The 26,647-nt window shown below is 69.1% G+C and carries 28 protein-coding genes; 14 read left to right on the forward strand and 14 right to left on the reverse strand.

Translation table 11 applies throughout. From position 1 onward, the window contains the following. Window positions 1–65 precede the first annotated feature (65 nt). The 4 genes from LR393_RS32055 (at window position 66) to LR393_RS32070 (ending at window position 4,309) form a co-directional block, all read left to right on the forward strand. Window positions 66–1,469, forward strand: a complete 1,404-nt coding sequence (locus LR393_RS32055; RefSeq protein WP_231488958.1) for an aldehyde dehydrogenase family protein — start codon at window positions 66–68, stop codon at window positions 1,467–1,469. Then, entirely contained in the window at window positions 1,466–2,572 is a 1,107-nt protein-coding gene (locus LR393_RS32060; RefSeq protein WP_231488959.1) for a PQQ-dependent sugar dehydrogenase, read from the forward strand. The genes LR393_RS32055 and LR393_RS32060 overlap by 4 nt, the downstream gene beginning before the upstream one ends. Window positions 2,573–2,653: 81 nt before the next feature. Then, complete coding sequence (locus tag LR393_RS32065; protein WP_231488960.1) at window positions 2,654–3,391, forward strand: SDR family oxidoreductase; 738 nt, start codon at window positions 2,654–2,656, stop codon at window positions 3,389–3,391. Between the two features lie 30 nt (window positions 3,392–3,421). Further along, entirely contained in the window at window positions 3,422–4,309 is an 888-nt protein-coding gene (locus LR393_RS32070; protein WP_231488961.1) for an SDR family oxidoreductase, read from the forward strand. 36 nt (window positions 4,310–4,345) lie between these two features. On the opposite strand, the gene LR393_RS32075 is transcribed toward LR393_RS32070, so the two are convergent. Continuing rightward, window positions 4,346–5,281, reverse strand: a complete 936-nt coding sequence (locus LR393_RS32075) for an SDR family oxidoreductase (RefSeq protein ID WP_231488962.1) — start codon at window positions 5,279–5,281, stop codon at window positions 4,346–4,348. An 85-nt stretch (window positions 5,282–5,366) separates the two neighbouring features. On the opposite strand from LR393_RS32075, the gene LR393_RS32080 reads away from it, so the two are divergent. Both LR393_RS32080 and trxA read left to right on the forward strand, forming a co-directional pair. Next, window positions 5,367–6,194, forward strand: coding sequence for a helix-turn-helix transcriptional regulator (locus LR393_RS32080; protein ID WP_231488963.1), 828 nt, complete (start codon window positions 5,367–5,369; stop codon window positions 6,192–6,194). A gap of 91 nt (window positions 6,195–6,285) precedes the next feature. Beyond that, a complete protein-coding gene (gene trxA / locus LR393_RS32085) occupies window positions 6,286–6,639 on the forward strand; it encodes a thioredoxin (RefSeq protein WP_231488964.1) in 354 nt (117 codons plus the stop codon). Here trxA and LR393_RS32090 read toward each other — a convergent pair. Beyond that, window positions 6,629–7,963 carry an MATE family efflux transporter gene (locus tag LR393_RS32090; RefSeq protein WP_231488965.1) on the reverse strand — a complete coding sequence of 445 codons (1,335 nt, stop codon included), beginning with the start codon at window positions 7,961–7,963 and terminating at the stop codon, window positions 6,629–6,631. The genes trxA and LR393_RS32090 overlap by 11 nt on opposite strands. A 261-nt stretch (window positions 7,964–8,224) precedes the next feature. Between LR393_RS32090 and LR393_RS32095 the strand changes: the two genes are divergently transcribed. Continuing rightward, complete coding sequence (locus LR393_RS32095) at window positions 8,225–8,527, forward strand: hypothetical protein (RefSeq protein ID WP_231488966.1); 303 nt, start codon at window positions 8,225–8,227, stop codon at window positions 8,525–8,527. Window positions 8,528–8,593: 66 nt separating this feature from the next. On the opposite strand, the gene LR393_RS32100 is transcribed toward LR393_RS32095, so the two are convergent. The 3 genes from LR393_RS32100 to LR393_RS32110 form a co-directional block, all read right to left on the reverse strand. Next, complete coding sequence (locus LR393_RS32100) at window positions 8,594–10,069, reverse strand: DHA2 family efflux MFS transporter permease subunit (protein WP_231488967.1); 1,476 nt, start codon at window positions 10,067–10,069, stop codon at window positions 8,594–8,596. A 229-nt stretch (window positions 10,070–10,298) separates the two neighbouring features. Beyond that, window positions 10,299–10,862 carry a manganese efflux pump MntP gene (locus tag LR393_RS32105; protein ID WP_231488968.1) on the reverse strand — a complete coding sequence of 188 codons (564 nt, stop codon included), beginning with the start codon at window positions 10,860–10,862 and terminating at the stop codon, window positions 10,299–10,301. Window positions 10,863–10,977: 115 nt separating this feature from the next. Further along, window positions 10,978–11,424 carry a MarR family winged helix-turn-helix transcriptional regulator gene (locus tag LR393_RS32110; RefSeq protein WP_231488969.1) on the reverse strand — a complete coding sequence of 149 codons (447 nt, stop codon included), beginning with the start codon at window positions 11,422–11,424 and terminating at the stop codon, window positions 10,978–10,980. Between the two features lie 72 nt (window positions 11,425–11,496). Between LR393_RS32110 and LR393_RS32115 the strand changes: the two genes are divergently transcribed. Beyond that, window positions 11,497–12,438, forward strand: a complete 942-nt coding sequence (locus LR393_RS32115; protein WP_231488970.1) for an NAD(P)H-binding protein — start codon at window positions 11,497–11,499, stop codon at window positions 12,436–12,438. A 130-nt stretch (window positions 12,439–12,568) separates the two neighbouring features. On the opposite strand, the gene LR393_RS32120 is transcribed toward LR393_RS32115, so the two are convergent. After that, on the reverse strand, window positions 12,569–13,288 hold the full coding sequence (locus LR393_RS32120) for an SDR family oxidoreductase (protein ID WP_231488971.1): 720 nt from the start codon (window positions 13,286–13,288) through the stop codon (window positions 12,569–12,571). A gap of 82 nt (window positions 13,289–13,370) precedes the next feature. On the opposite strand from LR393_RS32120, the gene LR393_RS32125 reads away from it, so the two are divergent. Beyond that, complete coding sequence (locus LR393_RS32125; RefSeq protein WP_231488972.1) at window positions 13,371–13,955, forward strand: TetR/AcrR family transcriptional regulator; 585 nt, start codon at window positions 13,371–13,373, stop codon at window positions 13,953–13,955. A gap of 32 nt (window positions 13,956–13,987) precedes the next feature. Here LR393_RS32125 and LR393_RS32130 read toward each other — a convergent pair whose 3' ends face one another. The 3 genes from LR393_RS32130 to LR393_RS32140 all read right to left on the reverse strand — a co-directional run bounded on the left by LR393_RS32130 (window position 13,988) and on the right by LR393_RS32140 (window position 15,672). Continuing rightward, complete coding sequence (locus LR393_RS32130) at window positions 13,988–14,491, reverse strand: DUF427 domain-containing protein (protein ID WP_231488973.1); 504 nt, start codon at window positions 14,489–14,491, stop codon at window positions 13,988–13,990. Between the two features lie 82 nt (window positions 14,492–14,573). Beyond that, window positions 14,574–15,062, reverse strand: a complete 489-nt coding sequence (locus LR393_RS32135) for a YbaK/EbsC family protein (protein ID WP_231488974.1) — start codon at window positions 15,060–15,062, stop codon at window positions 14,574–14,576. After that, window positions 15,055–15,672, reverse strand: coding sequence for a helix-turn-helix domain-containing protein (locus LR393_RS32140; RefSeq protein WP_231488975.1), 618 nt, complete (start codon window positions 15,670–15,672; stop codon window positions 15,055–15,057). The genes LR393_RS32135 and LR393_RS32140 overlap by 8 nt, the downstream gene beginning before the upstream one ends. 210 nt (window positions 15,673–15,882) lie before the next feature. Here LR393_RS32140 and LR393_RS32145 point away from each other — a divergent pair, with 210 nt between their 5' ends. Continuing rightward, window positions 15,883–16,758, forward strand: coding sequence for a phosphotransferase (locus LR393_RS32145; RefSeq protein ID WP_231488976.1), 876 nt, complete (start codon window positions 15,883–15,885; stop codon window positions 16,756–16,758). Window positions 16,759–16,765: 7 nt separating this feature from the next. Here the strand turns inward: LR393_RS32145 and LR393_RS35960 are convergent, their stop codons facing one another. The 3 genes from LR393_RS35960 to LR393_RS32155 all read right to left on the reverse strand — a co-directional run bounded on the left by LR393_RS35960 (window position 16,766) and on the right by LR393_RS32155 (window position 18,505). Next, window positions 16,766–16,888, reverse strand: a complete 123-nt coding sequence (locus tag LR393_RS35960) for a hypothetical protein (RefSeq protein ID WP_269328228.1) — start codon at window positions 16,886–16,888, stop codon at window positions 16,766–16,768. A 293-nt stretch (window positions 16,889–17,181) separates the two neighbouring features. Continuing rightward, a complete protein-coding gene (locus LR393_RS32150) occupies window positions 17,182–17,673 on the reverse strand; it encodes a response regulator (RefSeq protein ID WP_231488977.1) in 492 nt (163 codons plus the stop codon). A 571-nt stretch (window positions 17,674–18,244) separates the two neighbouring features. Next, window positions 18,245–18,505 carry a hypothetical protein gene (locus LR393_RS32155; protein ID WP_231488978.1) on the reverse strand — a complete coding sequence of 87 codons (261 nt, stop codon included), beginning with the start codon at window positions 18,503–18,505 and terminating at the stop codon, window positions 18,245–18,247. A 336-nt stretch (window positions 18,506–18,841) separates the two neighbouring features. Here LR393_RS32155 and LR393_RS32160 point away from each other — a divergent pair, with 336 nt between their 5' ends. After that, on the forward strand, window positions 18,842–19,837 hold the full coding sequence (locus tag LR393_RS32160; RefSeq protein ID WP_231488979.1) for a phosphotransferase family protein: 996 nt from the start codon (window positions 18,842–18,844) through the stop codon (window positions 19,835–19,837). Window positions 19,838–20,421: 584 nt separating this feature from the next. On the opposite strand, the gene LR393_RS32165 is transcribed toward LR393_RS32160, so the two are convergent. Next, window positions 20,422–21,045, reverse strand: coding sequence for a hypothetical protein (locus LR393_RS32165; RefSeq protein ID WP_231488980.1), 624 nt, complete (start codon window positions 21,043–21,045; stop codon window positions 20,422–20,424). A gap of 21 nt (window positions 21,046–21,066) precedes the next feature. Continuing rightward, entirely contained in the window at window positions 21,067–23,715 is a 2,649-nt protein-coding gene (locus LR393_RS32170; RefSeq protein WP_231488981.1) for a BTAD domain-containing putative transcriptional regulator, read from the reverse strand. An 81-nt stretch (window positions 23,716–23,796) separates the two neighbouring features. Here LR393_RS32170 and LR393_RS32175 point away from each other — a divergent pair, with 81 nt between their 5' ends. From LR393_RS32175 to LR393_RS32185, 3 genes are read left to right on the forward strand one after another with little or no spacing between them, the layout of a single operon-like run. Continuing rightward, complete coding sequence (locus tag LR393_RS32175; protein ID WP_231488982.1) at window positions 23,797–24,243, forward strand: nitroreductase family deazaflavin-dependent oxidoreductase; 447 nt, start codon at window positions 23,797–23,799, stop codon at window positions 24,241–24,243. Between the two features lie 23 nt (window positions 24,244–24,266). Continuing rightward, complete coding sequence (locus LR393_RS32180) at window positions 24,267–25,661, forward strand: FAD-binding oxidoreductase (protein ID WP_231488983.1); 1,395 nt, start codon at window positions 24,267–24,269, stop codon at window positions 25,659–25,661. Beyond that, window positions 25,654–26,391: a DUF1963 domain-containing protein gene (locus LR393_RS32185; protein ID WP_231488984.1), complete on the forward strand. Its 738-nt coding sequence runs from the start codon at window positions 25,654–25,656 to the stop codon at window positions 26,389–26,391. Before LR393_RS32180 ends, LR393_RS32185 begins: the two co-directional genes overlap by 8 nt. The last annotated feature ends 256 nt before the right edge of the window (window positions 26,392–26,647 follow it).

Here is a 26,647-nt window from a genome sequence, read left to right on the forward strand (position 1 = left end):
CAGATCAGACCCATGAGGTCCCACCGGTCCGGCACTGGATCGGCGCCCAGTACGTCGGTGGCGGAGTGATACTCCCCAGCGTCGATCCCGCCACCGGCGCCACCATCGGCAGCTTTCACGACGTGGAGGCCGAGCAGGTCGGGGCCGCTATCGTCGCGGCGAAGAACGCGTTCGAAACCTCCTCGTGGCCCGACAGTCCCATGCTCCGGTCGCAGGTGCTGAGTCACCTGGCGGACCGGTTCGAGGACCGGCGGGAGGAACTCGTCACCAGCCTCTGCCGGGAGAACGGCAAGCTGCAGGCCGAGGCCCTGCGCGAGACCTCGTACATCGGGAGGGCCCTGCGGATGGCCGCCGGTCTGGCCATTCATCCTCGGGGGCGGGTCGCGGACGTGGCGCCGGGCGTGCAGTCGATGGCCATTCGCCAGCCGATCGGTGTGGTCGGGGTCATCACCCCCTGGAACTCCCCGTCCTACCTGAGTGTTCGCTCGATCGCCCCGGCCCTGGCCGCGGGATGCACCGTGGTGGTGAAGATGCCCGCCCAGGCCGCGCAGACCGCCGCCATCGTCATGGACCTCCTCGCGAGCGTGCCGGAACTGCCGGCCGGCGTGGTGAACATCCTGATCGAGACCGGTTCCGTCGCCGCCCGCCGACTGGTCGAAGCCCCGGACGTGAAGGCGATCAGCTACACCGGCAGCACCGCCACCGGACGGAACATCGCTCAGGCGGCGGCATCACAGCTGAAACGGGTCGGTCTCGAACTCGGCGGGAAGACACCTCACCTGATCTTCCCCGACGCCGACCTGGACGCGGCCATCCCGGTCGTCGTCAAGTCGTGCACCGTCTTCGCCGGGCAGTTCTGCATGACCGGCAGCCGGGTCCTGGTGCACGAAAGCATTGCGGACGAGGTGCGGACGCGTCTGGTCGCGGCTCTCGGGGCGGTGCGTCCGGGGCCGGCGGCCGACCCGGCCAGCGATATGGGACCCCTGATCGACCAGGCCGCCGTCCGGCGGGTGAACCGGATGGTGGACGAGGCGGTCGAGGGCGGTGCCCGGGTGCTGCTGCGGGGAGGGCCCGGTGTCGAAGAACCCGGCTCGGCCGGTTCTTTCTACCGGCCCACCCTCCTGGAGGTGGACGACTCGGCCGTGCCGATCGTCCAGCAGGAAATTTTCGGTCCGGTCCAGGTGCTCCAGGTGTTCGCGACCGAGGACGAGGCCGTCGCCCTGGCGAACGACACGGAATTCGGCCTGAGCGCCAGTATCTGGACCCGGGACGTGGACCGGCCGGTGCGCCTGAGCCGGCGGCTGGAGGCCGGGCTGATCTCGGTCAACAGCTGGGCCAACCTGACCGTCGAGTTCGAGGAAGGCGGATGGAAGGCCAGCGGCACGGGGCGTCTGGGCGGTCTGGCCGGTCTGGACGACTTCCTGGAGTACAAGCAGATCACCCAGGACTTCGCGGGAGGTCGTCGATGAGGGCCTCCCGGTTTCTGCCCGGTGTGCTGGCCCTGCTCCTCCTGGGCGGATGCACCGAAGCCTCAACCTCGTCCTCAATTTCCGCCCCGACCCCCCGGGCCGGCGCAACCCGGCTCGGGGAGGTCAGCGAGATCGTCACCGATCTGGACATGCCCTGGGGGCTGGACTTCCTGCCCGACGGATCGGCGCTGGTCTCGGGGCGGGCCGACGGGAGGATCCAGCGGATCCCGGCCGGCGGCGGCACGCCCGAACCGGTGGGGGCGGTGCCGGGTGTGGTCAAGAGCTCGGAGGGAGGGCTGCTGGGGATCGCGCTGTCCCCCGACTTCGCCTCTGACCGGCTGCTGTACGCGTACGTGTCGTCGACCCCCACGAACCGGGTGGTCGCGATGCGGGTGGGGGAGGACTACGCGTCCCTGGGACGTCCGCAGGTGATTCTGGACGGCATCGAGACCGCCGATCGCCATCACGGTGGACGCATCCGGTTCGGCCCCGACGGGAATCTGTGGATCGGGACGGGGGATGCCTTCGAGCCGGAGAACGCCGCGGACGACGACTCGCTCAACGGGAAGATCCTGCGGATCCGCCCCGACGGCTCCGTGCCCGCGGACAATCCCTCGAACTCGCCCGTCTACTCCAGCGGTCACCGCAACGTCCAGGGCATCACCTTCGGACCGGACGGCACGGTCTATGCCTCCGAACTCGGCCACCGGACCTGGGACGAGGTGAATATCGTTCTCCCCGGCCGGGATTACGGCTGGCCGGAGAGTGAGGGAACTCAGGGGGACGCGGGCGAGCCACCGCTGTTCGTGCTGCACCCCGACGATGCCTCGCCCTCCGGCATCGCCTACGCGCAAGGGTCTTTGTGGACGGGGGCCCTGGGTGGGCAGCGCCTGTGGCAATTGCCGGTGGACGGGGCGAAAGCCACCGCGGACCCGATCGAGCACCTGGTCGGCGAGTACGGGCGGATCCGGACGGTCGAGGTCGCCCCCGACGGGGCGCTCTGGCTGACCACGTCGAACACCGATGAAGCGACCTGGGGCGGTACTCCGCCGCGGGCGGGGGACGACCGCATCCTGCGGGTCGAACTGACGCCGGACGAGTGACCCGTCCAGCAGTAATGGACAGCAAGTCTTTTTCGCAGTACCTTCATATGGACACCTGGTCTATTTACTTGAGGAGCAACAGTGAGCGACACCAGCAGCCGCATCGCCATCGTGACCGGCGCCTCCGGCGGGATCGGCAAGGCCGTGGCCGAGCGCCTGGCCGCCGACGGCCTGTCCGTGCTCGTGCACTACAGCGGCAACGCCGCCACGGCGGCCGAGACCGTGGCCGCGATCACCGCGGCCGGTGGGAAGGCCACCGCGTTCGGCGGTGACGTGGCCGACGAGGACGCGATGGGCCGCCTGTTCCAGCACGCCATCGACACCTTCGGGGGTGTCGACGTGGTGGTGAACAGCGCCGGGATCATGCCGCTGGCCCCGGTCGTGGACACGGACCTGGACACCTTCGACCGGATCCAGCGCACCAACGTCCGCGGCACCTTCGTGGTCAGCCAGCTGGCCGCCCGCACCGTGCGCCCGGGCGGGGCCATCATCAACTTCTCCACCTCGATCATGAAGCTGCAGATGCCGACCTACGGCGCGTACGCCATGTCGAAGGGCGCCGTCGAGGGCCTCACCCTGATCCTGGCCCGCGAGATGCGCGGCAAGGACATCACCGTCAACGCCGTGGCGCCCGGCCCGACGGCCACACCCCTGTTCTTCGAGGGCAAGCCGCAGGAGGTCATCGACCACATCGCCGGCCTGAACCCGATGCAGCGCCTGGGCACGCCGCAGGACATCGCCGAGGTGACCGCGTTCCTGGCCGGCCCGGGGCGCTGGGTCAACGGGCAGGTGCTCTACACCAACGGCGGCGCGGCCTGAACCAGTTCTACGTCTTCTGAAAGGCATCTGATGTCAGTTGTTCTCATCACCGGTTCCAGTACCGGTATCGGCAACCTCACCGCGAAGACCCTGGCCCGGGCCGGGCACACGGTCTTCGCCAGCATGCGCGGGATCGACGCGCGCAACGCCGACGTCACCGCGCAGTTCCATGAGCTGGCCGAGAAGGAAGGGCTCGACCTGCACGTGGTCGAGCTCGACGTCACCTCGCAGGCCTCGGCCGACGCCGCGGTGAAGGCCGTGGTCGACCGGGCCGGGCGCCTGGACGTGGTCGTGCAGAACGCCGGGCACCTGTACGTCGGGTACGTCGAGGCGTTCACCGACGAGGACCTGGCCCACCTCATCGACATCAACGCGATCGGTGCGCACCGGGTCAACCGGGCGGCCCTGCCGTACCTGCGGGAGCAGCGCTCGGGAACGCTGCTGTACGTCGGCAGCACGATCATCGTCACCACGCCGCCGTTCCTGGGCCCGTACGTGGCCTCCAAGGCCGCCTTCGACGCCCTGGCCGTCGTGACGTCGTACGAGGCGGCCCAGTTCGGCATCGAGACCAGCATCGTGATGCCCGGCGCCATCACCCAGGGCACCTCACACTTCCCGAACGCCTCCCGGGCCTCCGACGCCGAGGTGAGTGCCGCGTACGCGTTCCTCGACCCGCTGGTGGCCCGCAACGAGGAGGCCACCGCCAGTCTCATGCAGCCGGACGTCGACCAGGACCCGCAGGTGGTCGCGGACGAGATCACCCGCGTGCTGGGTCTTCCCCGGGGGCGCAAGCCCTTTCGCAGCGTCGTCGACTTCACCGCGGCCGGGGTCGACCACGTGATGGCGTTCTCCGACCTGACCCGGGAGGCGTTCGTCACCCGCATGGGGTTCGGGGAGACCCTGCAGTTGCAGGACTGACCCGCACAGTGGGCGGCCTCCGGTCATCGGTACTCGCTAGAAGGAGATCCGGGTCAGTTCTTCCGAAACCTCCCAGACCCGTCGCGCCTCGTCCTCGTCGCGCAGGCGCGAGTAGAGCTTCTGCTCGACCGGAGGGCCGCTCAGCTGACCCGGACCGCTCGGTCCGTAGAAACGTCCACTGTTCGCATCTTTCGAGGTCGCCGCGTACAGCGCCGACAGGGCTGCGGACTCCACCGTTCCGGCCAGGACCCCACGGGCCGACAGGACCCGGATCAGTCGCACGCTCAGGGTGTCCTTTCCGCGGCCCAGTTCCGGGCGGGCCGCCAGCAGAGCGGTCGGAGCGATGCCCGGATGCGTGATGTTGCTGGTGACTCCCCAGCCGTGGGCGGCACTGCGCCGGGCCAGTTCCAGACCGAAGAGGCCGAAGGCGATCTTCGACTGACTGTAGGCGCGCTGGCCGTGGTACGAGCGGTCCCAGTTCAGGTCCGCCCAGTTGATCGCATGGCTGTTCGCCGTGACGCTCAGTTGCGAGGTGACGCGCGCGTTTCCGGCGCGCAGCACGGGCATCAGCTGCGCGACCAGGGCGAAGTGACCGAGATGGTTCGTGCCCCACTGCAGTTCGAAGCCGTCGGCGGTGAGCTGACGTTCGGGCGGGGTCATCACCCCGGCATTGTTGATCAGGAGGTGGATCGGCCGGCCCTCACGGTTCAGGGTTTCCCCCAGGGCCGCCACGGAGTCCAGTGAGGAAAGATCCAGTGAGCGCAGAGAGATCTCGGCCTGCGGCGCCTGCTGGCGGATCGTGACGGCGGCCGCCTCGCCCTTGCGGGGGTTGCGGACGGGCAGGATCAGGGCGGCACCGGCGGCGGCGAGCCGGGTGGCCAGGACCAGACCCATCCCGTCGCTGGCGCCGGTGACCACGGCGAGCTTGCCGGTGAGGTCGGGGACGGTGATGTCGGGCTGTGAGCGAGGCATGGCTTCACTGTGACCGCCGGCCAGGACGCTTGCCACGGCCTACCGATCCGTGGATACGGGGGACGGGGCAGGGTAGAAACGAGGCATGGTGATCGACCGAGCCGGCCTGGCGCAGTTCCTCCGGCACCGCCGTGCGTCCCTGCAGCCCGAGGACGTCGGTCTGCCCCGGGGCCGGCGGCGAAGGACCAGCGGGTTGCGGCGGGAAGAGGTGGCCACGCTGTGCCACATGTCCGCCGACTACTACGCCCGTCTGGAACGTGAGCGCGGCCCGCAGCCGTCGCCGCAGATGATGGCCTCGATCGCTCAGGGGCTGCATCTGTCGCTGGAGGAACGCGACCACCTGTTCCGCCTGGCCGGGCACAACCCGCCGGTGCGCGAGGGGAGCGGCGACCACATCAGCCCCGGCATGCTGCGGGTGCTGGACCGGCTCAGCGACACCCCGGCCGAGATCGTCGGGGAACTGGGCGAGACGCTCCGCCAGACCGAGCTGGGCAAGGCCCTGACCGGTGACACCTCGCACCTGACCGGGCCCCGGCGGTACTTCCCCTACCGCTGGTTCACCGACTCGGCGGCCCGGCTGCGGTACGCCCCCGAGGACCACGCCTTCCTGTCGCGTCTCTACGCCTCGTACGCGCGTCAGGCCGTCACCCTGCGCGGTCCGGGGTCGAGAGCCGCGGAGCTGGCCGATCTGCTGCGGGCCGGGAGCGCGGAGTTCCGGACGCTGTGGGAGAAGCACGAGGTCGGGTTGCTGCCCCACGAGTCCAAGCAGTTCGTCCATCCCGAGCTCGGTGCCCTGCAGGTGAACTGCCAGACCCTCCTGGATCCGTACCGCTCGCACTCGCTGCTGGTCTACACCGCTGCCCCGGGCAGCGAGAGTTACGAGAAGCTGCAACTGCTGTCGGCTTTCGCCTAGGCGTGGGCCGGCCGCGGCCCGATAGCGGCCCGGCGGCGGCGTTGGGGCAGAATCGTTCGTGCCCGATCCGGCCCTTGCCCGAAGGAGAGTCATGCCCACGGTACGGTCCGTGACCGATGCGACGTTCGTCGATCAGGTGCTGCTGGCCGATGGTCTGGTCCTGGTGGATTTCTGGGCGGCGTGGTGCAAGCCGTGCCGGGCGATGGCCCCGGTGGTCGAGCAGTTCGCGGCCGCGAACCGGAGCCGGATCACGGTGGTGAAGCTCAACGTGGACGAGAACCGGGAGACCTCCGAGACGTACGGAATCACGACGATCCCGACGCTGAGGGCGTTCCGGGGTGGGCGCGAGGTGGCGTCGATCGTGGGGGCACTGCCGCGCAAGGCCCTGGAGACCCGGCTGCGTGGGGTGCTCGGCCGGGGTGCTGCCCAGGGGCCTATCGACTGACCTGGTCGTGCGCGCGGGCGGCCCGCACGAAGATGAACCAGCACAGCCCCAGCCCGAAGGTCTGGGCGGCGACGAAGCCCCAGGCCGCTCCGGCGGCTCCGTGCCAGACGGCGCCGGCCGCGGAGAGGGCCAGCATCAACGGGGCCTGCACCAGGGTGACGCGCAGCATCTGGTCGGCGCGGGCGAGGGCCTTCAGCCCCAGGCTGGCGCCGATGACCAGGGACACGGCCAAGGTGACCAGGCCCATCGGCAGCAGGACCGGGTGGGCGGCCGACCACAGGCCCTTCAGCAGGGACTCGGCCACCGAGGAGGGCATCACCAGCAGGATCAGCAGACACAGGCCGGACCCGGCACCGGCCACGGCGCTGATGGCCAGGGCGTGCCGCAGGACGCCGGCGCCACCGTTGCCAGGTTCGATGGCTGGTTCGATGGCTGGTTCGGTGTGGCGAGAGGTGGTGAGTGCGGTGCGGGCCAGCAGGGGCAGGGCGAAGGCGGAGATCCCGGCCAGGAGAAGGTTCAGGGGGCCGAGCAGGTTCTGGGCGGCCCGGATCGCGGCCATCGCCTGGAGCCCCACGATGCCGGTGATCAGGTAACTGGCCAAAGTGGTGGCGCCCTGGTTGAAGGCGAAGTCCATCGCCATCTTCAGGTTGATGTCGCGGGTCTCCCGGTACCAGGCTCCCGCCCGGGACAGGGCCGGCATCACCCCGGTCTGCGCGATCCCGACCAGTGCCGCCACCAGGGCGGACAGTCCCCAGGTGGCCGTGATCAGGAAGATCGAGGCCGAATGCGGGGTGGTCAGGAGGACGGCGAGCAGCCCGAACTGCAGCAGGGTCCAGACGCCGTCGTTCAGGGCGGCGGCCCGGGGGCGGCCCTCGGCGAAGAAGACGTGCCGCCAGGTCTCCTGCAGCATCAACCCGGGCATCGAGAGGCCCAGTGCCAGCATGGCCATGCGCATGTCGCCGCTCATGAACAGGGACGCGGCGACGCACAGCAGCCCGCTGAGCAGACCGAAGGCCACGGCGGCGCCGGTTGCCCAGCTCACGGCGGTGTTCCGGGTTGCGGGGGCGGCGCCGGTGTAGCGCACGACGTACGGGTCGCCGATGGCGCTGCGTCCCAGGCCGATGAGGAACGAGAACGTCACCAGGGCCAGTCCGAACGACCCGAAGGCCTTCAGGCCCTCCGGGGTCTCGCTGTGCACGACGTTGGCGACCACAGCGGCCAGCGCGAAGTTGCTGAGGCTGGACAGGCCCTGATCACCGAACGTCCACAGCATGCGACTGCGGCCGGAGGAGGGTGGCTCGGCCGGGGTAGCAGCGTCGTTCATCGGGTGTCCGTCCGGGTCGGGGCCCGGCCGATGGTGATCGAACGGTGTCTGGGGTGATCGGGATGCGTCCTGGGCTCGGAGATCTTACACACGGCTGAATTTGGGACGGACGGCCGACGCGGATCGAGAATTTCTGATGCGGCCCGGCCACAGGTCTGATGTGCTGGTGGGTATGTGGACGAGGAATGCGTTCGTGATGGCCGTGCACCCGGTCTAGCGACGGCCCCGACCGGGGCGTCGCGGAACCGAAAGGTGCCCGTCATGAGCAGAACAGACAAACATCGGCCGTACTGGGTCAGGCTTGCGGACGTCCCGCTGTGGACCAGCCGTCCGCACCATGATCACCGGTACGGGCCCTGCACCCTGCCCGGCGACGTGACGCCCGGCAGCGTCGAGGCCGTCCGCCGCGGTTGCTACTGGACCTACGGTCCGGGGCTGTACGGCGTGCGCCTGGACAACGGTGGCGCGGAGTGGAATCGCTGGCGTACCGAGGCCAATCATCAGGATCGGCGCGAAGCCCGTCGCCGGCTGCGTCGCTACCGGGACGGTGTTTCGCGCGGTTGACGGTGGGTGTCCGGCGTCCGCCGCCACTGGCGACGGACGCCGGACGTCGTCAGAACCCGGTCCGGGTCAGTGTATGGCGCTCATCGTCGGCTGCTGGTCCCCGGCCGCGGCCCGGTCGCCCGGGGACACCTTGATCAGGGCCAGGGCGATGACCGAGGCCACCGCGCTGATGCCGGCGGCCCACCAGAAGACTCCGACGTAGCCGTCGATCACGGCCTGGGCCGGGTTGGTCGACGGGTCACTGGTGAAGGCGTCGGCCACGAAGTCGGCGAACATGGTGGACAGGAAGGCGATGCCGATCGATCCGCCGAGTTGCTGGGCGGTGTTCAGCGCGGCGGAGGCCACGCCGGTGTCCTGGGGGGCGATGCCCTGGGTGCCGGTGGCGAACGTGGTCGGGTACAGGATGCCTGCGCCCAGTCCGGCCACGATCAGGGCCGGGAGCACTCCGTCGGCGTAGCCGGAGGTGGTGTCGAGCTGGGCCAGGAGCACGGAGCCCCCCGCGACGAGGAACAGGCCCACGGGGATGAGGATGCGCGGGGTGATGCGGGGCAGCAGCATCGTGGCGGTGAGTCCGGACATGATGAAGATCGTGATGTTCAGGGGCATGAAGGCCACGCCGGTCTTCATGGGCGAGTACTGCAGGTTCTGCTGCAGGTAGAAGGTCAGGAACAGGAACACACCGAACATCGTCACGCTGAGCACGGCCAGACCCAGGAAGGCGCCGGCCCGCACCCGGTGGGTCAGCACCCGCAGGGGCAGCAGGGGGTGGGTGCCCCGGCTCTCGATCACGGCGAACGCCGCCACCAGGATCACACCGGCGATCAGGCAGGCCAGTGTCACCGCGGAGGTCCAGCCGTCCTGCTCGGCGCGGGAGACGCCGTAGACGATGAGGAACAGGCCCAGCGAAATGGTCAGCGCGCCGGGCACATCCAGCTTGGCTCGGGTGGCCGGGCGCTCGTCACGGTCGATCATGCGGGCCCCGAGTGCGGCGGGCAGGGCGAAGACGAGGTTGACCAGCAGGCACCAGCGCCACGACAGCAGGTCGGTGAGGGCTCCGCCCAGGAGCAGGCCGAGTCCGGCGCCGATACCGGCGATGGCGCTGAACACCCCGAAGGCCTTGCCGCGTTCGGCCGGGTCGGTGAACGTGGTGGCCACGATGGCCAGGGCGGCGGGTGCCAGCAGCGCGCCGAACATTCCCTGCAGGACCCGGGCGATCACGAGGAGCTCGAAGCTGTTGGCCAGGCCTCCGATCGCGGAGGCGGCGGCGAATCCGAGCAGGCCGACGACGAAGGCCAGGCGTCGTCCGAAGACGTCGCCCAGGCGCCCGCCGAGCAGGAGCAGCGCGCCGAAAGCGATGGCGTAGGCGCTGATCACCCACTGCCGCACATCGTCGCCGAAGCCCAGGTCGGTCTGGGCCGAGGGCAGGGCGATGTTGACGATGGTGGCGTCGAGCACGACCATCAGCTGGGCCACGCCGACGACGCCGAGCACCAGCCAGCGGCGGGGATTGGCGGTGGAGTGACTGTTTTCGGGCAAGGGCACGTGCCCTCCTCCTTGGCAGATGTCTCCCCCGGAAGGGAGATCTCGTCAGTGGTGGAGGTCGCGCCCGAGCCCCGGCGTGTGAATGACCCTACATTTCCGGCGAGCCGAAGATTCTCGGACAAGGCAGGACCGGAAGCGCAGTGGAACGGGGAGGAATCTAGGAGACGATGTTCCGAGGAGTCAAGCGATGCTTCAAAAGGATTGTCCCAGGGAGATACTCGCTCCCTCCTCAGAAGACGCCGAGATGGGTGAGGAGGATCCGGGTTCCGATGACGATCAGGATGACACCGCCGGCGATCTCCGCGGGGCGGCCGATGCGTCCTCCGGCCTGCCGGCCGATGATGACGCCGATCAGGGTGAGGGCCGTCGTGATGGCCCCGATGAGGGCCACCGCGGGCAGGATGGACACGCTGAGGAAGGCGAAGCTGATGCCGACGGCCAGGGCGTCGATGCTCGTGGCCACGGAGAGCACCAGGAGTTCGCGGAGCCCGATGCTGTCGGAGGTGTCTTCGTCCTCGTCGGGGGAGAGGGCCTCGCGGATCATTTTCACGCCGATGAGGCCCAGCAGGCCGAACGCGATCCAGTGGTCGATCCCGGTGATGTAGCTGCTGAAGCTGCGCGCCAGGAGCCAGCCGGCCAGGGGCATCAACGCCTGGAACAGCCCGAAGCCGATCGCGAGACCCCCGGCGTCGCGAACGGTCAGGTGCTTCAGGTGCAGGCCCTTGGCGACGGCGACGGCGAACGCATCGGCAGATACGCCCACCGCGATGATCAGGAGCGTGAGGAACGACATGGCGGGTGGGGAGCCTTTCGGGTGTACGGGAGCCGAGGTGTCAGGGATGCATCGGCACCATCGGCCCCACAGTTTCGCCCATCCGGGCGCTCACGGTGCGCCCGGTCCCCTCCGGTCAGGGTTGCGGCCGGTCTTGATCGGAGGCCAGCCGCAGCAGGATCTCGTTCAGCGTTGCTGTCTCGGTGGCGCTGAGGCCCAGCCGATCGGGCTGGTTGGCGGCGTGGACCAGCGGCCACACCACCGACATCAGGTCATGACCGGCGGTGGTCAGGGTGAGGGGGTTACGGCGTCCCTTGGAGCGCCCCTCCGATCGGCTGATCAGACCGCGGTGCACCAGGCCGTCCAGGACGCCGCTGATCGATTGCGGCCGCACCAGTACTTCGCGGGCCAGCTGGGCCTGGGTCATCGGGGTGCCGGTGCTCAGATGGGTCAGCACCCCGAACTGAACCGGGGAGAGCCCGTGTTCGGCGAACAACTGCGTCAGTTCACGCTGGGCCCGGTGCGCGGCCCGGATCAGCGACCACGTGACCAGAGCGTCGATGTCGTGCGTTGTCAACTTCACGGTCGACTTGCCACCTCCTTCGTCAGAGCTCAGCCTGTCACCAACAGGTTCCTGCTACTGAAGGAGGTCGGCGTGTGCGCATCTGAATCCCCTGACCCGTCATCGCGTGACCGGGGCGGTCGCTCCGGTCCGGTCCTGGTCATCGGGGCCACCGGTGACATCGGCCGGGTGCTCGTCGAGGAGCTGCTGGGCGACGGGACGTCGTTCCGGGTCATGAGCCGGCGCCCCGAACAGGTACGCGCCTTCGCCGAGCGTGGTATCGATGCGGTCCTAGCCAGTTTTGAGGACGCTGACAGCTTGCGGGTGGCCCTGCGGGACTGCGATCAGGTGTTCTTGAACGCGCCCGTCGGAGTGCAGCAGTACCAGCAGATGCGCCTGGCCGTCGACGCCGCCGTCGAGTCCGGTGTGCGGCACGTCGTGAAGGTCTCCGCCTCCGATGCCAATCCCCGCTCGGCCATTCCCTGGGCGCGCAACCACGCTCTGGCCGATGAGTATCTCCGGGGCAGTGGTCTGGCCTGGACCGTTCTGAAAGCCTCTGCCTTCACTCAGAATCTGCTCACGGAAGCATCGGCCATCCGTCGCGGGTGGCTGCCCCAGACCAGTGGTCACGGAGCGACCGCCTGGGTCGATGTGGCCGACATCGCCGCGGTCGCCGCCCGCGTGCTGGCTGATCGGGAGCTGCGGGGCGCAGCTGGTGAGCACGGCCGCACCTACCTGCTCACGGGTGACCGACCCCTGTCCTACCCGGAGGTCGCCGAGATTCTGAGCACCGCGCTCGGGCACCGGGTGCGGTACGTCCACCTACCCGCGCCGGCCTTCTACGGGGCACTGCGTGCGAGCGGCCTGCCCGCCTGGCAGGCCCGGGGGCTGGTGCATCAATTCGTGGACGTGGTGCGGCGTGGACAGGATGGCGGGCGACTCTGCAGCCGCGACATTCCCGATCTGCTGGGGCGGCCCGCCATCACGATCGCCGACTTCGCGGCGAGGCATCGCGCCGAACTCAGCGCCGCGTGAACGGTGAGGCCGAGGCTCGGCTCCCCGGCCCGCTGGGGCGCTCCGCCGTCACGATCGCCTTCTTCGCGATGTAGCCGAGCGCCCCCGGGTGCGGCGGTTCGGCCGCCGGCAGCCGTCCCGATCCGCTGGCTCAGTTCCCTCCGAGGGCGGCGAAGATCTTCGCGTAGCGTTCCTTCGGGTCGAGGGTGAGCCCGGACTTCACGAACTTCGCCCAGTCGTCGGCCAGTACCTCCTGCGCGCCCGACTCGATCGCATCCAGGCCGGCACCCGCGAGGTCGGCCGGGTGGATCTTCGGCGCGTCCAGGCCCTTGCTCATGTCGGTGTCGACCAGTCCCATGTGCACGCCGACGACGTGGGTGCCCTGTGCCGCGAGCTCGAGGCGGGTGCTGTCGGTCAGCATCCACGCCGCTGCCTTCGACGCCGCGTAGGCACCTCCGTTGGGAACGGAGAACCAGGACAGGGCGGAGACGACGTTGAGAATGGCGCCGCCCCCGTTGGCCCCCAGGATCGGGGCGAAGGCCCTGGTCAGCAGGAGTGTGCCGTAGAAGTTGGTGTCCATCTCCCGACGGATGCCCGCCTCGTCCCCCGTGATCAGCGACGTGCCCGTGGAGATCCCGGCGTTGTTGATCAGGACCTGCACGTCACCCGCGACGCGGGCGGCGGCCTCGATCTGGCCGCGATCGGTGATGTCGAGGGCGATCGGCTCGACGCCGTCGGTCTTGAGCGAGCTCACGTCACGGGCGGCGGCGTAGATCTTGGCGGCCCCGCGTTCCTTGAGCAGGTGGACGAACTCGGCACCGATGCCCCGGTTCGCACCGGTGACGAGGACGACTGCGTCTTTCAGCTCCACGACGATCCCATTCTGTAGCGATCACTATTGATGTCGCGGACGCTATCACATTCCATAGTGGTAACTACGTTATGATGGCGGCATGGCCGGCCGACCACGGAGCTTCGATCGCGACGCAGCCCTCGCCGCTGCCGTCGAGCAGTTCTGGCGCGAGGGGTACGAGGCGACGTCCATCGCGACGCTCACCTCGGCCATGGGCGTGTCGCCCCCGAGCCTCTACGCCGCCTTCGGCGACAAGAACCGCCTCTTCGAAGAGGCCTCGGCCGCCTACTTCCGGCTCACGTGCGAAGGGCTCGACCGGGCGGCGGAACTGCCGACGGCACGCGAGGCGATCGTGCGCATGCTCGACGACACCGCCCACGCCCACACCCGAGCGGCAACACCCCCCGGCTGCCTGATGCTGACCGAGCCCCGGCTCACCGCCCAGCGTGAGGAGCTCCACCAGCGGCTCCTGGACCGGCTGGATCGTGGGGTGAAGGACGGCGACGTGCCGCCCGGCGCCCGCACCGACCGCCTCGCCTCGTTCCTCGTGGCGGTCCTGCGGGGCATGTCCGGCTGCGCCCGTGACGGTGGCACCCTCGAAGACCTCCAGGAGATCGCCGAGACCGCAATGGCAGCGTTTCCGGCGCAGCCCGAAAAGGCTGTACGGAGGCCGACTTCACCCTGAAGTGAGGTTGCCGCGCCGCGACATCGGCTCGATCACCAGCCCCAGCTGCCGGCTCCGCCCTTGAACGGGCCCACCACGTCATCGGTGATCCAGCCGCCGTAGAAGCCTCCCTCCTGCGGGCGCACCCGCTCCCCGTCCACCGTGCACTCCAAGTGGGCCGGATAACCGGTCAGCGCGCCCGCCAGGTCCGCGAACCGGGCCGTCGGGGTCTCGTACGACCACATGGCCGCGGGCAGCTCCCCGTCCGCGGTGACGACGTCCCAGTAGGTGGCCGCACCTTTCCACTCGCACAGCGTCGATGTCGCCCGTGAGCGTCGAAGCACTCCGGGGGCGATGTCATCGCGAGGGATGTACCAGGTCGGCGGATGCGACGTCTCCAGCACCCGCCAGGCTCGGTCGGTCTCGGCGATCAGGGTGTCACCGAGCCGGACCGTCACCCGCTTCGTACTGGACACCAGCGCCGGTGGGCGCGGGTAGTCCCAGACCGACTCCTGCCCGGGGTCGATCGGATCGGGGGTCACGGGTCGACGGCTCATGCCTCGATTCAAGCCCCGACCTCGCAGAAGCGCGAGTGTGCTTGCCTGATCGTCGATGGCCGGCCCGGGCGCCCGCCGGCTGTCAGTCGGCAGCGACTTTCAGCACCGATCCACGGGTGAGCGAAACCAGTTCGTCGAAGGTCAGGGGAACAACGGTGTGGGGCGTGCCGCCTGCTGTCCAGATCGTCTCGTAATCGTTCAGCGCCTCGTCGATGACGGTCCTCACCGGGGACGGATGGCCGATGGGCGCGACACCACCGATCGCCTGTCCGGTGATCGCTCGAACCTGCTTGGCCGAAGCCATTTCGATGCTCGACGCGGACAGCTGAGTCGCCAGGAAGTCCGTGTCCACCCGGTGCCGGCCGCTGGTCATGACCAGTACCGGCTCGCCGTCGGACAGGAAGAGCAGGCTGCTGCCGATGGCTCCGACCTCGCAGTCGAGAGCTGCGGCCGCCTCGGCCGCGGTGCGCGCGGAGTCCGGCAGTTCGCGCACAGTGGCGCCCAGGCCGGCGTCGGCGATCGCGCGCTGCACGATCTGGCTCCGCCCGGGCAGGGCGTTGGGGTCACTCATGGTGGTCTCCTGTCGTTTCCGGTGTGAGGGGATAGCGCATCACCAGGACGGTGGTGCTGTGGTGGGCCAGCCCTTCGTAGACGTGGTCCTGGTCGCCGGGGAAGGTGTGGCTCTGCCCGCTGGTGAGATGGGCCGGATCGTCAGTGGGCCCGACCGCGACCTCTCCGCTGACGACGGTGATGCTCTCGATCACGCCCGCTGTGTGGCCGGGGGACTGCCTGCGCCCCTGGCCGACCGTCATCCGGTAGACCTCGACGAGTTCGGCCGGTTCGGTCCATCGCCCGATGAGCTCGGCGTCGATGTTCTGCCCGTGGGCCTGTGGTCCAGGCGGCCGGCCCGGCCCGAGGTCGCCGCTGGTCGCCACGAGGAGATCGCCCAACGGCACGGACAGCGCCGTGGTGATCGCGAACAGCGTGTCCAGGGTGGGGTTTCGCTGGCCGCGTTCGAGTTCGGAGAGCGTCCCCTTCCCGAGGCGGGTGGCCGCGGCGAGTGCGGTCAGCGACAGGCCGCGCTGGGTGCGCAGGTCTTTGATGCGGTCTCCGACCGATGCGGAGAGGTCGGGGAAGGAGGTGGGTTCGGCTCCTGGGGGGCGGGGCTGACGGGGTGGCATGAAGACACCCTAGCGTTCTATGAACAGAACGTTCCATAGATAGAACGAGGGAGTTGCCGTGCCCGTGGGTCGTCTGCACCACATCCCCATGCCGACATCCTCCGCTCGCAGTCGCGGTGGATCATGCGATCATGCACAGGAGAATCCTGTGGAGCCGCGAGCTTCTCGGCCTCCGACGTACGTGGGACAGCTGAAGATCCGGGGGTGGAGATGTCTGACACCACACGGGCAGCGAAGGCCGCGCTCGCGGTCACCGAATCGCTCGCCCTGCCGGCCCATGACGCGATCGTCATTCAAGATTCGAACAGACTGACACTGCGGCTGGCTCCCTGCGACACTCTCGCCCGCGTCGCCCCACCGGGCCATGAGGCCGCCTCGTTCGAGGTCGAGCTCACTCAACGGCTCACCGAGGTCGGATGCCCGGTGGGCGCCTTGGAGCCGCGGGCGGACGCGCGCGTGTACACGCACGACGGCTTCGCGGTGACGCTGTGGACCTACTACGAGCCCGTCGCACATCACGTCTCGCCGGCCGACTACGCCGAGACCTTGGAACATCTGCACGCCGGCATGCGCGAGGTGGATGTGCCGAGCCCGCGATTCATCGATCGGATAGCGGAGGCGGAAGAAGTCGTCGTCAACCCGAAGCTCTCGCCAGGCCTCGCCGACACGGACCGTTCCTTCCTGGGCGGCCGGCTTGCCGGCCTGTCGCAAGCGATCAAGAAACGAGGTGCCGCAGAGCAGATGCTGCACGGCGAGCCTCATCCAGGCAATGTGCTCGGCACGCAGAACGGCCTGCTGTTCATCGACCTGGAAACAACCTGTCGCGGACCCGTCGAATTCGACCTCGCCCACGTCCCGCAGGCAGTCTGCGAGCACTACCCGAACATCGACCAAGAACTGCTGGACGACTGCCGACCACTCGTCCTGGCGATGGTCGCCGCCTGGCGCTGGAAGCGCGGCGACCGGTTCCCGAACGGGAGATTCTTCGGAGAAGAGCTTTTGCGCGCACTACGCAACGGCCCACCCTGGCCGACACTCGACATTGTCAACGCAGGTGTGGGACTGTCCGAAAACCAGCCGAACTGAAAACGCTTCAGAGCATCGCCACTCCGTTCGTGAAGCCCGGACGAACGCCCGCGGACTCTTCGAGTGAGTGGACGATGCGGTCGCGCTCGTGGCCGACATCGACCCGGCGTTCGCCGTCTCCCTCGACCACCTGCGCCCCTTGGAACTCAGGTCGACCGGCCGACGAGCAGCCCGGGTTACGGACCTATGGCAGTACGCGCCCGGGTGATGATGGCGTCCGAGTACGGGCGATGCGAAAGTTCCAGCCAACGCACGCCAGCGGTGGTGGAAGCCCTGGGGTGGGTCAACCGGTGGTGGCCCAGCCGAACCCGTCGCGCGGAAACCCCGTCGCCGACCACACCTCGCGAGCAGGACTTGATCGGCAGGAGAACGGCTTACGACGCGGACGCAGGCGCCGGCCAGGAGGAGCGCCTACCCGTCGGATCAGGCAGCGCCTTCCACCGGGGGAGTCGCTGTCCGCGGGACGTGCGAAGAGAGGACGGTCTCCGCACTGGTGCCGACGGCGCTGGAGGCGTCGCTGAGCCAGGTGGCCCCGAGGGCGTGCAGGCCCTGCAGCAGTTCCTGGCTGGTGCGAGGGCGGGGGGCGTTGCGGTCGGGGAGGGGTTCCTGGCCGCTCAGCACGATCTCGGGAGCGGTCTGGGAGGTGATGGTGGCCAGCATCTTCACCGGCAGGTCACGGGTGGCGGGGTCGGCGCGCACATGAATCAGGAAATCGAACCCGTTCATGTCGCGGGTCCGCAGATCGAGGAGGATCATGACCGGCTGTAGTGGAGGCTCGTCTTCCTGCCCGTGCAGCAACTGCAGGGCCCGGAGGCCGTCCTGGGCCACCACCACATCACAACGAGGTGCCGGGCTCAGGGCGCACGCGGCCTGCGCGCCGTTCCTGACGCCTGAGTCGTAGGGGCTGTCGCTCACCAGAAGAATGACCGGGAGATGTTCTCGATCTACAGGATGGTGCACTGTGCATCCTTCTCGGTCCGCGTCCGTGGTGATCCGTGCATTCCCGGCCAAAGTCTCGTCAGCGTTCGCTATCGGTCGGGAGTCATTCCAGCACCAGCTGTTTTGTCATACGGCAATGTCTTTCGGGCCCGGATTCCGGGTACCGGCACAGGTCCCGGAATCGGAGACCTGACGCCGGGTGCAGCTACTGGGCCTGTGGCATTACTGTCACAGATTCGGTGCGGACTGCACGCCCAGATGCCGTGGCGCGGTCATGCCGGTCAGGACGATCAAGGAACCGCAGCACCCCTGTGCCCGGACCGGAAAGATCGTGGCCCCCTCCTGGACCGGATGAGCCGGGTCCCGGCACATCCGGCCGGGACGGGCTGGTCGGCTCCCGCGGATGCGGTCAAGGCCCGGCCACGACCCTCGACTGCAAGGTACGGGTCGAGGGCCGGGGGCGACTGGCCACCGGCACATCGCGCCAGAAGCGCTGCAGGGCATCACCCGAGGTCGGTCAGGCCGGGCTCCGCGTCGATCCGCGACGTCAGAGCCAGCATCGTCTGTTCCGCACGCCCGACCAGAGCTGTCGCTTCCCCCGGCCGGTGCGGCCGGACAAGGCGCGGGCGAGTCGGGGCAGGAGCTCACGGCCCTGGATGCCGACCTGATGTCGCCCACCGGCGGCGACCCGTGCGTGTTCGGACGGGGAGAGCCGTACCGCGGAAAGCGCAATGCTCACGATGCGCCCGCTCAGGTGCTCGCCGGCCCGCAGGACCACGGCGTGACCGGAGGACGACTCTGTAGTCACACCCAGCCTTTTCTCTTGCGAGCTGACGTTCGGGCGGTTCGACGTCTGGGCCGGCGATCTTGTTCTGGCCCGGAATCATCACCCGGTTTGCCTCCTCACCAGGGACTTTCGTATGGCACCATCACCGCAGTCGGCCCGGATGATCAATGACTGTCTGATCGCCGTAGTCAGGTGGGTGGCCGTCTGGTGCTGGCGCTCCACCTGGGCGGGAGTGGTGCTGAAGCGGTACCCGATCGTGCGGAATCGGCCAGGGAAGGTCGTACTCGCCTGGACCATCCAGGGCGGCTGAGGTAGCTACGTCCATGGCCCTGATCAGCCCGCCTGAGGAGCACCGAGATGACCCACCCGACATGGTTCGTCGAGCCGGCGGAGGACCCGGTGCTGCTGAGGACGCTGGAGGCTGCGGGACTGCCTACGACGGGGCGGTTTCATCTCAAGGCTGGTTGGGTGAGTCGCGCGTGGGTCGGTGATGAGTACGTCGTACGGCTGAACACCGACCGACGGCACCGCGACGCTTATCGTCACGAAGCTGCTGTGGTCGGCCTGCTGGCCGGCGCACAGGTCCCGCACGCCCGGCTCCTCGCCCACGACGACGGCCCCGACGGGCCCTGGTGCATCTCCGAACGTCTGCCCGGTCAGACCCTCCACGAAGCGTGGCCGGCGGCGGACCCGGCCACGCGTCAGGCGATGATCGAGAGTCTCGGCTCAGCGTTGCGCGCCCTTCACCGCATCCGGGTCCCGGCCGGCCTGCTGCCGCCCTGGCTGGCCGGCGCGCTCGGTGGCGAGCCGTGGCCTGCATTCCACCCGCCCGTCGTGAGTGCAACGCTGCAGCAGGTCGAGGCTGCCCGGCGACAGCCCGATCACGACTCGCGCCTGCTCGTGGATGTTGCCGGGTGGATCCAGGAGCGGCTGGCGTTGTTCGCCGCTGACGAACCCGTCCTGGTTCATGGGGATCTCCATGGATCCAATGTGATCGTCGACCGGGGACGTGTCTCCGGGATCATCGACTTCGCGGAGGCGTTGGCTCAGCCGGCTGATGCCGAGCTCGACACGTTCCTGCGCTGGTGTGCGAGAGCGCGAGAGTACCCACCCACACCTCACGCAGCAGGGCTCGACGAGACGACCCTCGCAGACCTGCCCGGGTGGTTGCACAGTGCGTATCCGGAGCTGTTCGAGCGCGAGCATCTGCGCGAGCGGTTGAACTTCTACGACTTGTACGTCGAGCTCGCGATCTACGCCCACCATCCGCAGCCCGAGACGCGCGAGGCGGCCGGCAACCGCATCACCGGTCTTCTGTCCGGTCGTAACCATCTGGATGGGATGACCTGGTAGGTCGTACATCGTTTCGCCTACATGACCTGGCCAGAAAACGCCGTTCGGGAAGAACGTGGACCGCAGTATGGCCCCTGCGTCCGGGTGATGTTCCCGATGTACGCGCCCTCGTCGTAACCGGGCTCGGCATTCACCGCCGTGACCCCAGCAGACAGCGTCCAGGGATCGTCAATATGTTACCCAGTGCCTCCATTGGCGACGTCGGTGCCGGTCAGGTAACCGTCGAAGGACGCCGCGAACGCCGGCACCGCCGGGTTAGGCCGGGGCATCCTACGTTCGGGCAGCCCTCGCAGGATTCGGGCCAGATCGTCGTGCAATGGGTAAGGAAACTGCTCACGAAACAGCTCCCAGTCTGCTTCTTGGATATCGGCCCCGACGCCGGAAACAAGGGACTCTCAGATTCCCCGAAATCGTGGAGGCATGCGCTGGGAGGAGTAAGCCCTTCCAGCCTCCTGAGCCACAGGTGGTCAGTACGTCAAGTGCTCTCCGTCCTCGTCGCCGGCGTCATGAGCAAGTAACACCTCGATGATCTGTTCTTCAAGGCAGCGCGGCTCGGCCTGAAAAGCCAGGGCTGATGTGGCCCATCACGTCCGTGCCGTTGTCACGGTGGCCACCCCTGGGGGCACATCGATGGCGCCGTTGATCGTCATCGCCAGCGCCTGGCAGCGCCGCAGCGAGGGCAGGCCGTCCGTGCGCCGGGCCAGCTCGGTGGCCACGGCCAGCTGTGCCAGGGCCGCGGTGGTCTCGCCCAGCAGATGATGCAGCCGGGCCACGGCCAGGGCGACGGGGCCCACGAGGCCGACGTGGCCAATCGTCGCGATGCAGTGGGCGATCGGGGTCAGCCGGGAGATCAGGTCGCGGGCGTGGTGTTCGGCGCCGATGTCGGCGACCAGGTGGGCCAGCATCGTGAGCTTGCCGTAGGTGGTCCAGACGGCCGGTTGCCGGGCCGCGAGTTCGAGGCCGATCAGCCGGTCGGCCTCCGCGATCCGCCCGGTCGCCACGCACAGGGCGACGCGGGCCCAGGGGCCGCTGGTCCGGTCGACCTCGCGCAGCGGCACCGGGGTGCGGAAACCGTCGCGGTCCCAGCGCAGCCCGATCAGCGCGATGTCGTACACCCCGCTGCTGTAGAGCTCGGTCTCGCGGTGCAGTTCGTAGGCGTGCTCGAAGATGGCGGCGGCCGCGTCCAGATCTCCGTGCCACTGCGCCATCGCGCCTTCGGCCCAGCGCAGCTAGGTACGGGCCACCGGCAGACGCAGCAGGTCGCAACCGCCCACGCCGAGGCGCCGGTGTTCCTCGGCTGCGTCCACGTCGCCCAGGGTCATCTCCACCCAGGACAGCATGTTGTGGCTGAGTACCTCGTCGATCCGGGCCTGGGCGTGCGGCACCTGGCCCAGCCGCAGCAACAGGTCCCGCACCTCCTCGACCCGGGTGATCACGCCGCAGAAGACCACGGCCCGGGCCAGCAGGGCGTCGGCGAGCGCGTCGTTGTCCCCTGATGCCTCGGCGCAGGCGATGGCCCGGGCGCTGAGGTCTTCCCGTCGTGACTCGTCCGGGTCGTAGCAGCTGCCCACCGCCATCGCCGCCAGGACCCGGGCCTGGGCCGAGGGGTCGGCCCTGACCAGTGGCTCGACCGAAGCCAGGCGGGTGATCAGCGGACCGGGGTCGGAGGTGTAGCCGACCCATGGCCAGCCGCCGGCGGTGCGCAGCAGGCCACCGGCCAGCCGGCCCAGTGAGCGGACGCGACCCTCTCGGCCGGCCACCAGCAGTGCTTCGTCCACCACGTCCAGCACCTGCTGATCGCGCCCGGCCCGGGCCAGCGCCTCGACCTGCGCCTCGACCAGGTGATCGCGTGCGTCGTCGGAACCTGGGTGGATCGGCAACCGGGCGAAGACCTGCCGGGCCGCGCCCCACCAGTGCGAGGCGGAGTCTGAGTCCCAGCGGGTCTCGGCGTCCAGGGCCGCGGCCCGGCAGGCCTCGTACACCGGCGCCGGCGGCAGGAAGGGCAGGGCCGCCACCAGGTGCCCGGCCCGCCGAGACCGATGGTCCGGAGCGTCGGTGAGGGCGTCGGCCACGCGGGCGTGCAGTTGCTGGCGGCGCACGGGCGGGATGCCGAGCAGGACTTCCTCCCGCAGCAGTCCGTGGGCGAAGACGTAGTTCCCGGTGGACGGCGAGACGATGATCATGCCTGCGTCGAGCGCCGTGTCCAGGGCATCGGCCAGGCGGTCGACAGGTTCGTGCGTCACCGCGCCCAGGAGGTCCACGTCGATCTGGTCGCCCATGATCGCGGCGTGCCGCAGGAGGTTCAGGACGGTCGGATCGGTGGTCGACAGCCGACGGTTCAGGACTGCGCGCACCCCGGCGGGTACCTGCCCCGCCGCCCGGTCGGAGGCCGGCAGGCGAGCGTATTCACTGACGAAAAACGGGTTTCCGCCGGTCCGTTCGGTCAGCAGGCGCGCCTGTTCAGGTGTTAGGTCTTCACCGCTGACGTGTTCGACGAGTGCGGCGACCTGCTCCGGGGTCAGGGCGGGGAGCGCTAGTTGCCGGGCTCCGGCCCGGCGGCCCGTCGCGGCCAGCAGCCGCTGCACGTCGGGTCGGAACTGGCCGTCCCGGGCGGTCAGGATGACGGCGAAGCCGTTCAGGCCTGCCGTTGTCGTCAGGTTGGTCAGGAACCGCAGGGATGCCGAGTCGGCCCATTGGACGTCGTCGACCACGATCAGCAGCGGCTGTGTCCTGCTGAGTTCGTTCAGCTCGGTCTGGACCCGGTCGGCAATGGCGAATCGGGCCGCATCGGCCTCCAGGTCGCGGGGCCGGGCAAAAATCGCGTCGACGTCCGCCCCGAGGGATCGCAGCAGTGCACGCACCGGCCACCAGGGAGGCAGACCCTCGTCCTCCGGGCAGCTCATCCGAACGGTCTGGACCCCGGCCGCCCGCGCCTGCGTCATCGCTTCCTCGGCCAGCCGGCTCTTCCCGATCCCGGCGGGGCCGGACAACAGCAGCCAGGCCGATCCGCCGGCGAGGGTCGCTTCCAGTGCCTCGTCCAGAGCCAGCAGCTCGTGCGTGCGCCCGACGAAGCCGTCACGAAACGTGGTCAACTCTTGCGGATTTGGCCATTCCTGCAGGTCGGCGTCCTGGCGAAGGATAGCCGCCTGTACATCTCGCAGGGCCGGGCCCGGTTCCAGTCCCAGTTCCTCGTCCAGTACTCCGGCGAACGTGCGGTAGGCCGCGAGGGCCTCACCGCTGCGGCCGGCACGGTGCAGCACGAGCATGCGCAGCCGACAGGCGCGCTCGCTCAGGGGTGCTGCCCCGGCCAGGGCTCCGGCCTGGGTCAGCGCCTCGGCGATCCGGTTGGCGCCGAGCAGGGCGGTGATCAAGTGCTCGGTGCATTCGTTCCGCCGCTCCCGTAGGGCCGCTGCCTCGGTCTGCACCCAGTGTTCGTCGGTGAACTCCCCGAACGGCTCGCCCCGCCACCAGGCCAGCGCCTGCTGAGCCGCCGCGATCCCGGCTCGCCAGTCTCGGAGCCGGATCGCTTCGCGCGCCGCGTCGGTGCCGGCCAGGAAGTGATGCGTGTCGATCTGCTGATCCGGCACGGTGAGCACGTATCCCTGGGCGCTGCGGGTAATGGGGGACGCCTCACTGGCCTCAGTGCGTAGGGCCCGGCGCAGTTTTGAGATGTATGCCTGGATGGTGGCCACCGCGGTGGACGGCGGGTCTTCCCCCCACAACAGGTGCGCGAGCCGATCGATGGACACCACCCGGCCGGCCTCGAGCAGCAGAACGGTCAGCACCAGGCGCTGCTTCGGCCCACCGAGATCGACCGGCCGGCCGTCGTGCGCCACCTCCACCGGGCCCAGGACACGGTAGGGAAGGGAGTGCTGCATCCGGCCATCACATCATATCGGCCGAACGGCTACTGAAATCTTGCAAGCCGCCTGCAAGGGGTCCGGCCCACAGTGATGCCCATGGCCGAGTCGAGCACCGCACCCGCGTCGGAAATCGCCGACAATCTCCAGACCATCGAGGGCTTCCGGGCCGGACGGGACGGGCTGGGCGGGTTCTTCCCGCGTTCGGCCCTGCTGTTGCTGACCACCACGGGCGCCAGGTCCGGGCAGGAACGCACCTGGCCGGTCGTCCGATTCGTGATCGACGGACGACTGAGCGTCGTGGGGTCGGCGGCTGGACGGGATCAGCATCCGGCCTGGTACCACAACCTTTTGGTGAACCCTCAGGTCGTGGTGGAGCAGTGGGTGGACGACGTGTACGAGTCGTTCTCGGCCGTCGCCACGGTTGCCGCCCCGCAAGAGCGGGACGCGCTGTGGGCCGAGGTCATCCGGCAGAACCCGAACTTCGCCGGTTACCCGGCGATGACGACGCGCACGCTGCCGATCGTCTTTTTGAACCGTCTCTGATCCAGCCGAGGAAGGCTCCTTTGATGACCACCGACCTAGCCCAGCTGGCCGCCGCCGTCAGCGGCCCGGTGCTGCTGCCGGGCGGCGAGGACTTCGCCGCCGAATGCGCCACTTACAACCTGATGAGCCCGCTGGAACCGGCGATCGCCGTCGGCGTGACCAGCCCGCGAGACATTCAGGAGGCGGTCCGGTTCGCCGCCCGGCACCACCTCCCCGTGGCAGTCCGGGGAGCCGCGCACTGCGTGGCCCGGCCCGCGGACGGAGCCTTGCTGATCAGCCTCCGCCGTCTGTCCCGGGTGCAGATCGATCCCGCCCGGGCCACGGCCCGGATCGAGGGGGCGGCCACCTGGGACGACGTCGTGCGGGCGGCGGCACCGCACGGGCTGGCCCCGATGGCCGGGTCCAGCCCGACCGTGAGCGCGATCGGCTACCTGCTCGGTGGTGGCCAGAGCCCACTGTTCGGGCGGGTTCACGGTTACGCATCCGACCACGTCACCCAGCTGACCGTGATCACCGCGGACGGCGAACTGCGGGACGTGACGGCCACGAACAACCCTGACCTGTTCTTCGCTTTGCGCGGCGGCAAGGGAAATTTCGGGGTGGTGTCCTCCGTCGAGGTCGGGCTGGTCCGGCAGGAGCGCGTCTACGCGGGCGGTCTCTACTTCGCCGGTGAGCAGATGGCCGAGGTCCTTCAGGCCTGGAGCGCATGGGTCGGCGACCTCCCGGAGGAGATGTCCTCGTCCGTCGCCATTCAGCGGTTGCCCCCGGCTCCGGAACTTCCGCCGCCCCTGCAGGGCGCCTTCGTCCTGCACCTGCGGGTCTCGTACCTGGGAGACGCCGAGACGGCCGAGAAACTGCTGGCCCCGATGCGCGCCGCCGCCCCCATCATCTTCGAAACCCTGCGCGACATGCCGATGACCGCATTCGCCACCATCCACGCCGACCCACCGCAGCCCATCCCCTATGTCGATCGCAGCACCGGCCTGAAGACCCTGCCCACCGCGGCCGTCGAAGCGCTCACCGGCATACTCGGACCGGAGTCGGAATCTCCGCTCGTCCACGTCGAGATCCGCTCTCTGGGTGGAGCCCTGGACCGGGCACCGCAAGCGCCCGATGCCGTATCGACCCGCGGACTTGCTTTCCAGCTGTTCGCTTTCGGGGTCGGAGGCCCGGACCGGGCCGACATCCTCCGCGGCGCACTGGACGACCTGATCCGCAGCCTAGAGCCATGGGCCGACTCCCGGTCGCTGCCCAACTTCTTGTCACCCGATGAGGCCGGAACCCCGGAGCAGGTGCAGGCGCTCTACGGGAATGACCTCTACGCCAGGCTTTCCGCCGTCAAGGCTCGGTACGACCCGGCGAACCTGTTCCGGATCAACCACAACGTGGCCCCGGCAGTGGACCCTGATCATGGATGACCGGCAGACGTTTCGCGAAGCGGCCTCCCGGCAAGGCCTGCCCGTCGCGGCCGTCGACTGGTGGGTGCAGCTGGCCCGCCCACGGTTGGAACTGATCCGCGAGGCAGAAGGACCGGCCGTCGGGCGATTCGGCGGCAGTCCGACGCTGCCCGAAGACATCGCCTGGCCGAGCGGAATGACCCACCTGGCCAGCATCGACCTGTCAGCGATTCCGGCCGGGAGCCACGACCTGAACCTCCCGCAGGACGGGCACCTGATCTTCTTCTCCCAGGAAGACATCACTCCCGAAGAGTGCGCGGTCCTCCACGTTCCGTCAGGCGTGCTGACCGAGGAGCGCGAGGGTGAGGACGTTCTCGATTCCTTCCCGCTGTACAGCCGCACCGGCTGGGCGTTGCCGGAGGAGCGCTCGCAGTCGGCCCTTGAGCTGGGTGAGCCGGATGTCGATCTTGACGAGGAAGCGGTCCGCGCGGCCATGCGTGAGGTGCCGGCCCGCGAAGACGTGGTGGTAGCCATCGGTGGGTACGGGGACGAGGCCAGCAGCGGGGTCGGTTCGCCGGTGGAGAACCCCGGCGAAGAGGTTCTGCTCGTGCAGACGTTCCTGCCCAGGGACCTGGTCGGGGACAGATTCGGCGGGAGCGACGTGTGCATCCTGTCGTTCCTCATCACTCCCGACGATCTGGCCGGCCGGTCCTTCGACAAGACGTGGCTGTTCTCCGATTTCTTGGGATGAGGGCACCGGGTCACGCGAGGAATCGAGTAGAACGGCTGATCCCCGGTGACGGTGAACCGGTCTGGCGGTAGGCCTGCTGGTCGTTCTCGGCCGGAGCACGGAGGGGAGTTCACCGGCGCCGTGACAGCAGCTGCCCGCGCCCGGCACGACCTGCGGCGGTCGATGGGCAATACCGGAGTTGACCAATGGTTCAACACGCCCGGCTGCCGCCCACGACGACTGCCCGGACGGCTCCCGGTACATCTCCGAACGCCAT

It is taken from the genome of Kineosporia mesophila (assembly GCF_021129235.1).
GTDB lineage: Bacteria > Actinomycetota > Actinomycetes > Actinomycetales > Kineosporiaceae > Kineosporia > Kineosporia mesophila.

What these genes read in the sequence shown, in the direction of transcription:
- LR393_RS32135 (WP_231488974.1), bottom strand. Translation starts at nt 15,062, where the DNA reads ATGAGTGACCCCAACGCCCTGCCCGGGCGGAGCCAGATCGTGCAGCGC.
- LR393_RS32125 (WP_231488972.1), top strand. Translation starts at nt 13,371, where the DNA reads ATGGCCGGCCGACCACGGAGCTTCGATCGCGACGCAGCCCTCGCCGCT.
- LR393_RS32140 (WP_231488975.1), bottom strand. Translation starts at nt 15,672, where the DNA reads ATGCCACCCCGTCAGCCCCGCCCCCCAGGAGCCGAACCCACCTCCTTC.
- LR393_RS32185 (WP_231488984.1), top strand. Translation starts at nt 25,654, where the DNA reads ATGGATGACCGGCAGACGTTTCGCGAAGCGGCCTCCCGGCAAGGCCTG.
- LR393_RS32165 (WP_231488980.1), bottom strand. Translation starts at nt 21,045, where the DNA reads ATGGCGCAGTGGCACGGAGATCTGGACGCGGCCGCCGCCATCTTCGAG.
- LR393_RS32080 (WP_231488963.1), top strand. Translation starts at nt 5,367, where the DNA reads ATGGTGATCGACCGAGCCGGCCTGGCGCAGTTCCTCCGGCACCGCCGT.
- LR393_RS32160 (WP_231488979.1), top strand. Translation starts at nt 18,842, where the DNA reads ATGACCCACCCGACATGGTTCGTCGAGCCGGCGGAGGACCCGGTGCTG.
- LR393_RS32105 (WP_231488968.1), bottom strand. Translation starts at nt 10,862, where the DNA reads ATGTCGTTCCTCACGCTCCTGATCATCGCGGTGGGCGTATCTGCCGAT.
- LR393_RS32145 (WP_231488976.1), top strand. Translation starts at nt 15,883, where the DNA reads ATGTCTGACACCACACGGGCAGCGAAGGCCGCGCTCGCGGTCACCGAA.
- LR393_RS32090 (WP_231488965.1), bottom strand. Translation starts at nt 7,963, where the DNA reads ATGAACGACGCTGCTACCCCGGCCGAGCCACCCTCCTCCGGCCGCAGT.
- LR393_RS32075 (WP_231488962.1), bottom strand. Translation starts at nt 5,281, where the DNA reads ATGCCTCGCTCACAGCCCGACATCACCGTCCCCGACCTCACCGGCAAG.
- LR393_RS32180 (WP_231488983.1), top strand. Translation starts at nt 24,267, where the DNA reads ATGACCACCGACCTAGCCCAGCTGGCCGCCGCCGTCAGCGGCCCGGTG.
- LR393_RS32130 (WP_231488973.1), bottom strand. Translation starts at nt 14,491, where the DNA reads ATGAGCCGTCGACCCGTGACCCCCGATCCGATCGACCCCGGGCAGGAG.
- LR393_RS32170 (WP_231488981.1), bottom strand. Translation starts at nt 23,715, where the DNA reads ATGCAGCACTCCCTTCCCTACCGTGTCCTGGGCCCGGTGGAGGTGGCG.
- LR393_RS32060 (WP_231488959.1), top strand. Translation starts at nt 1,466, where the DNA reads ATGAGGGCCTCCCGGTTTCTGCCCGGTGTGCTGGCCCTGCTCCTCCTG.
- LR393_RS32175 (WP_231488982.1), top strand. Translation starts at nt 23,797, where the DNA reads ATGGCCGAGTCGAGCACCGCACCCGCGTCGGAAATCGCCGACAATCTC.
- LR393_RS32095 (WP_231488966.1), top strand. Translation starts at nt 8,225, where the DNA reads ATGAGCAGAACAGACAAACATCGGCCGTACTGGGTCAGGCTTGCGGAC.
- LR393_RS32070 (WP_231488961.1), top strand. Translation starts at nt 3,422, where the DNA reads ATGTCAGTTGTTCTCATCACCGGTTCCAGTACCGGTATCGGCAACCTC.
- trxA (WP_231488964.1), top strand. Translation starts at nt 6,286, where the DNA reads ATGCCCACGGTACGGTCCGTGACCGATGCGACGTTCGTCGATCAGGTG.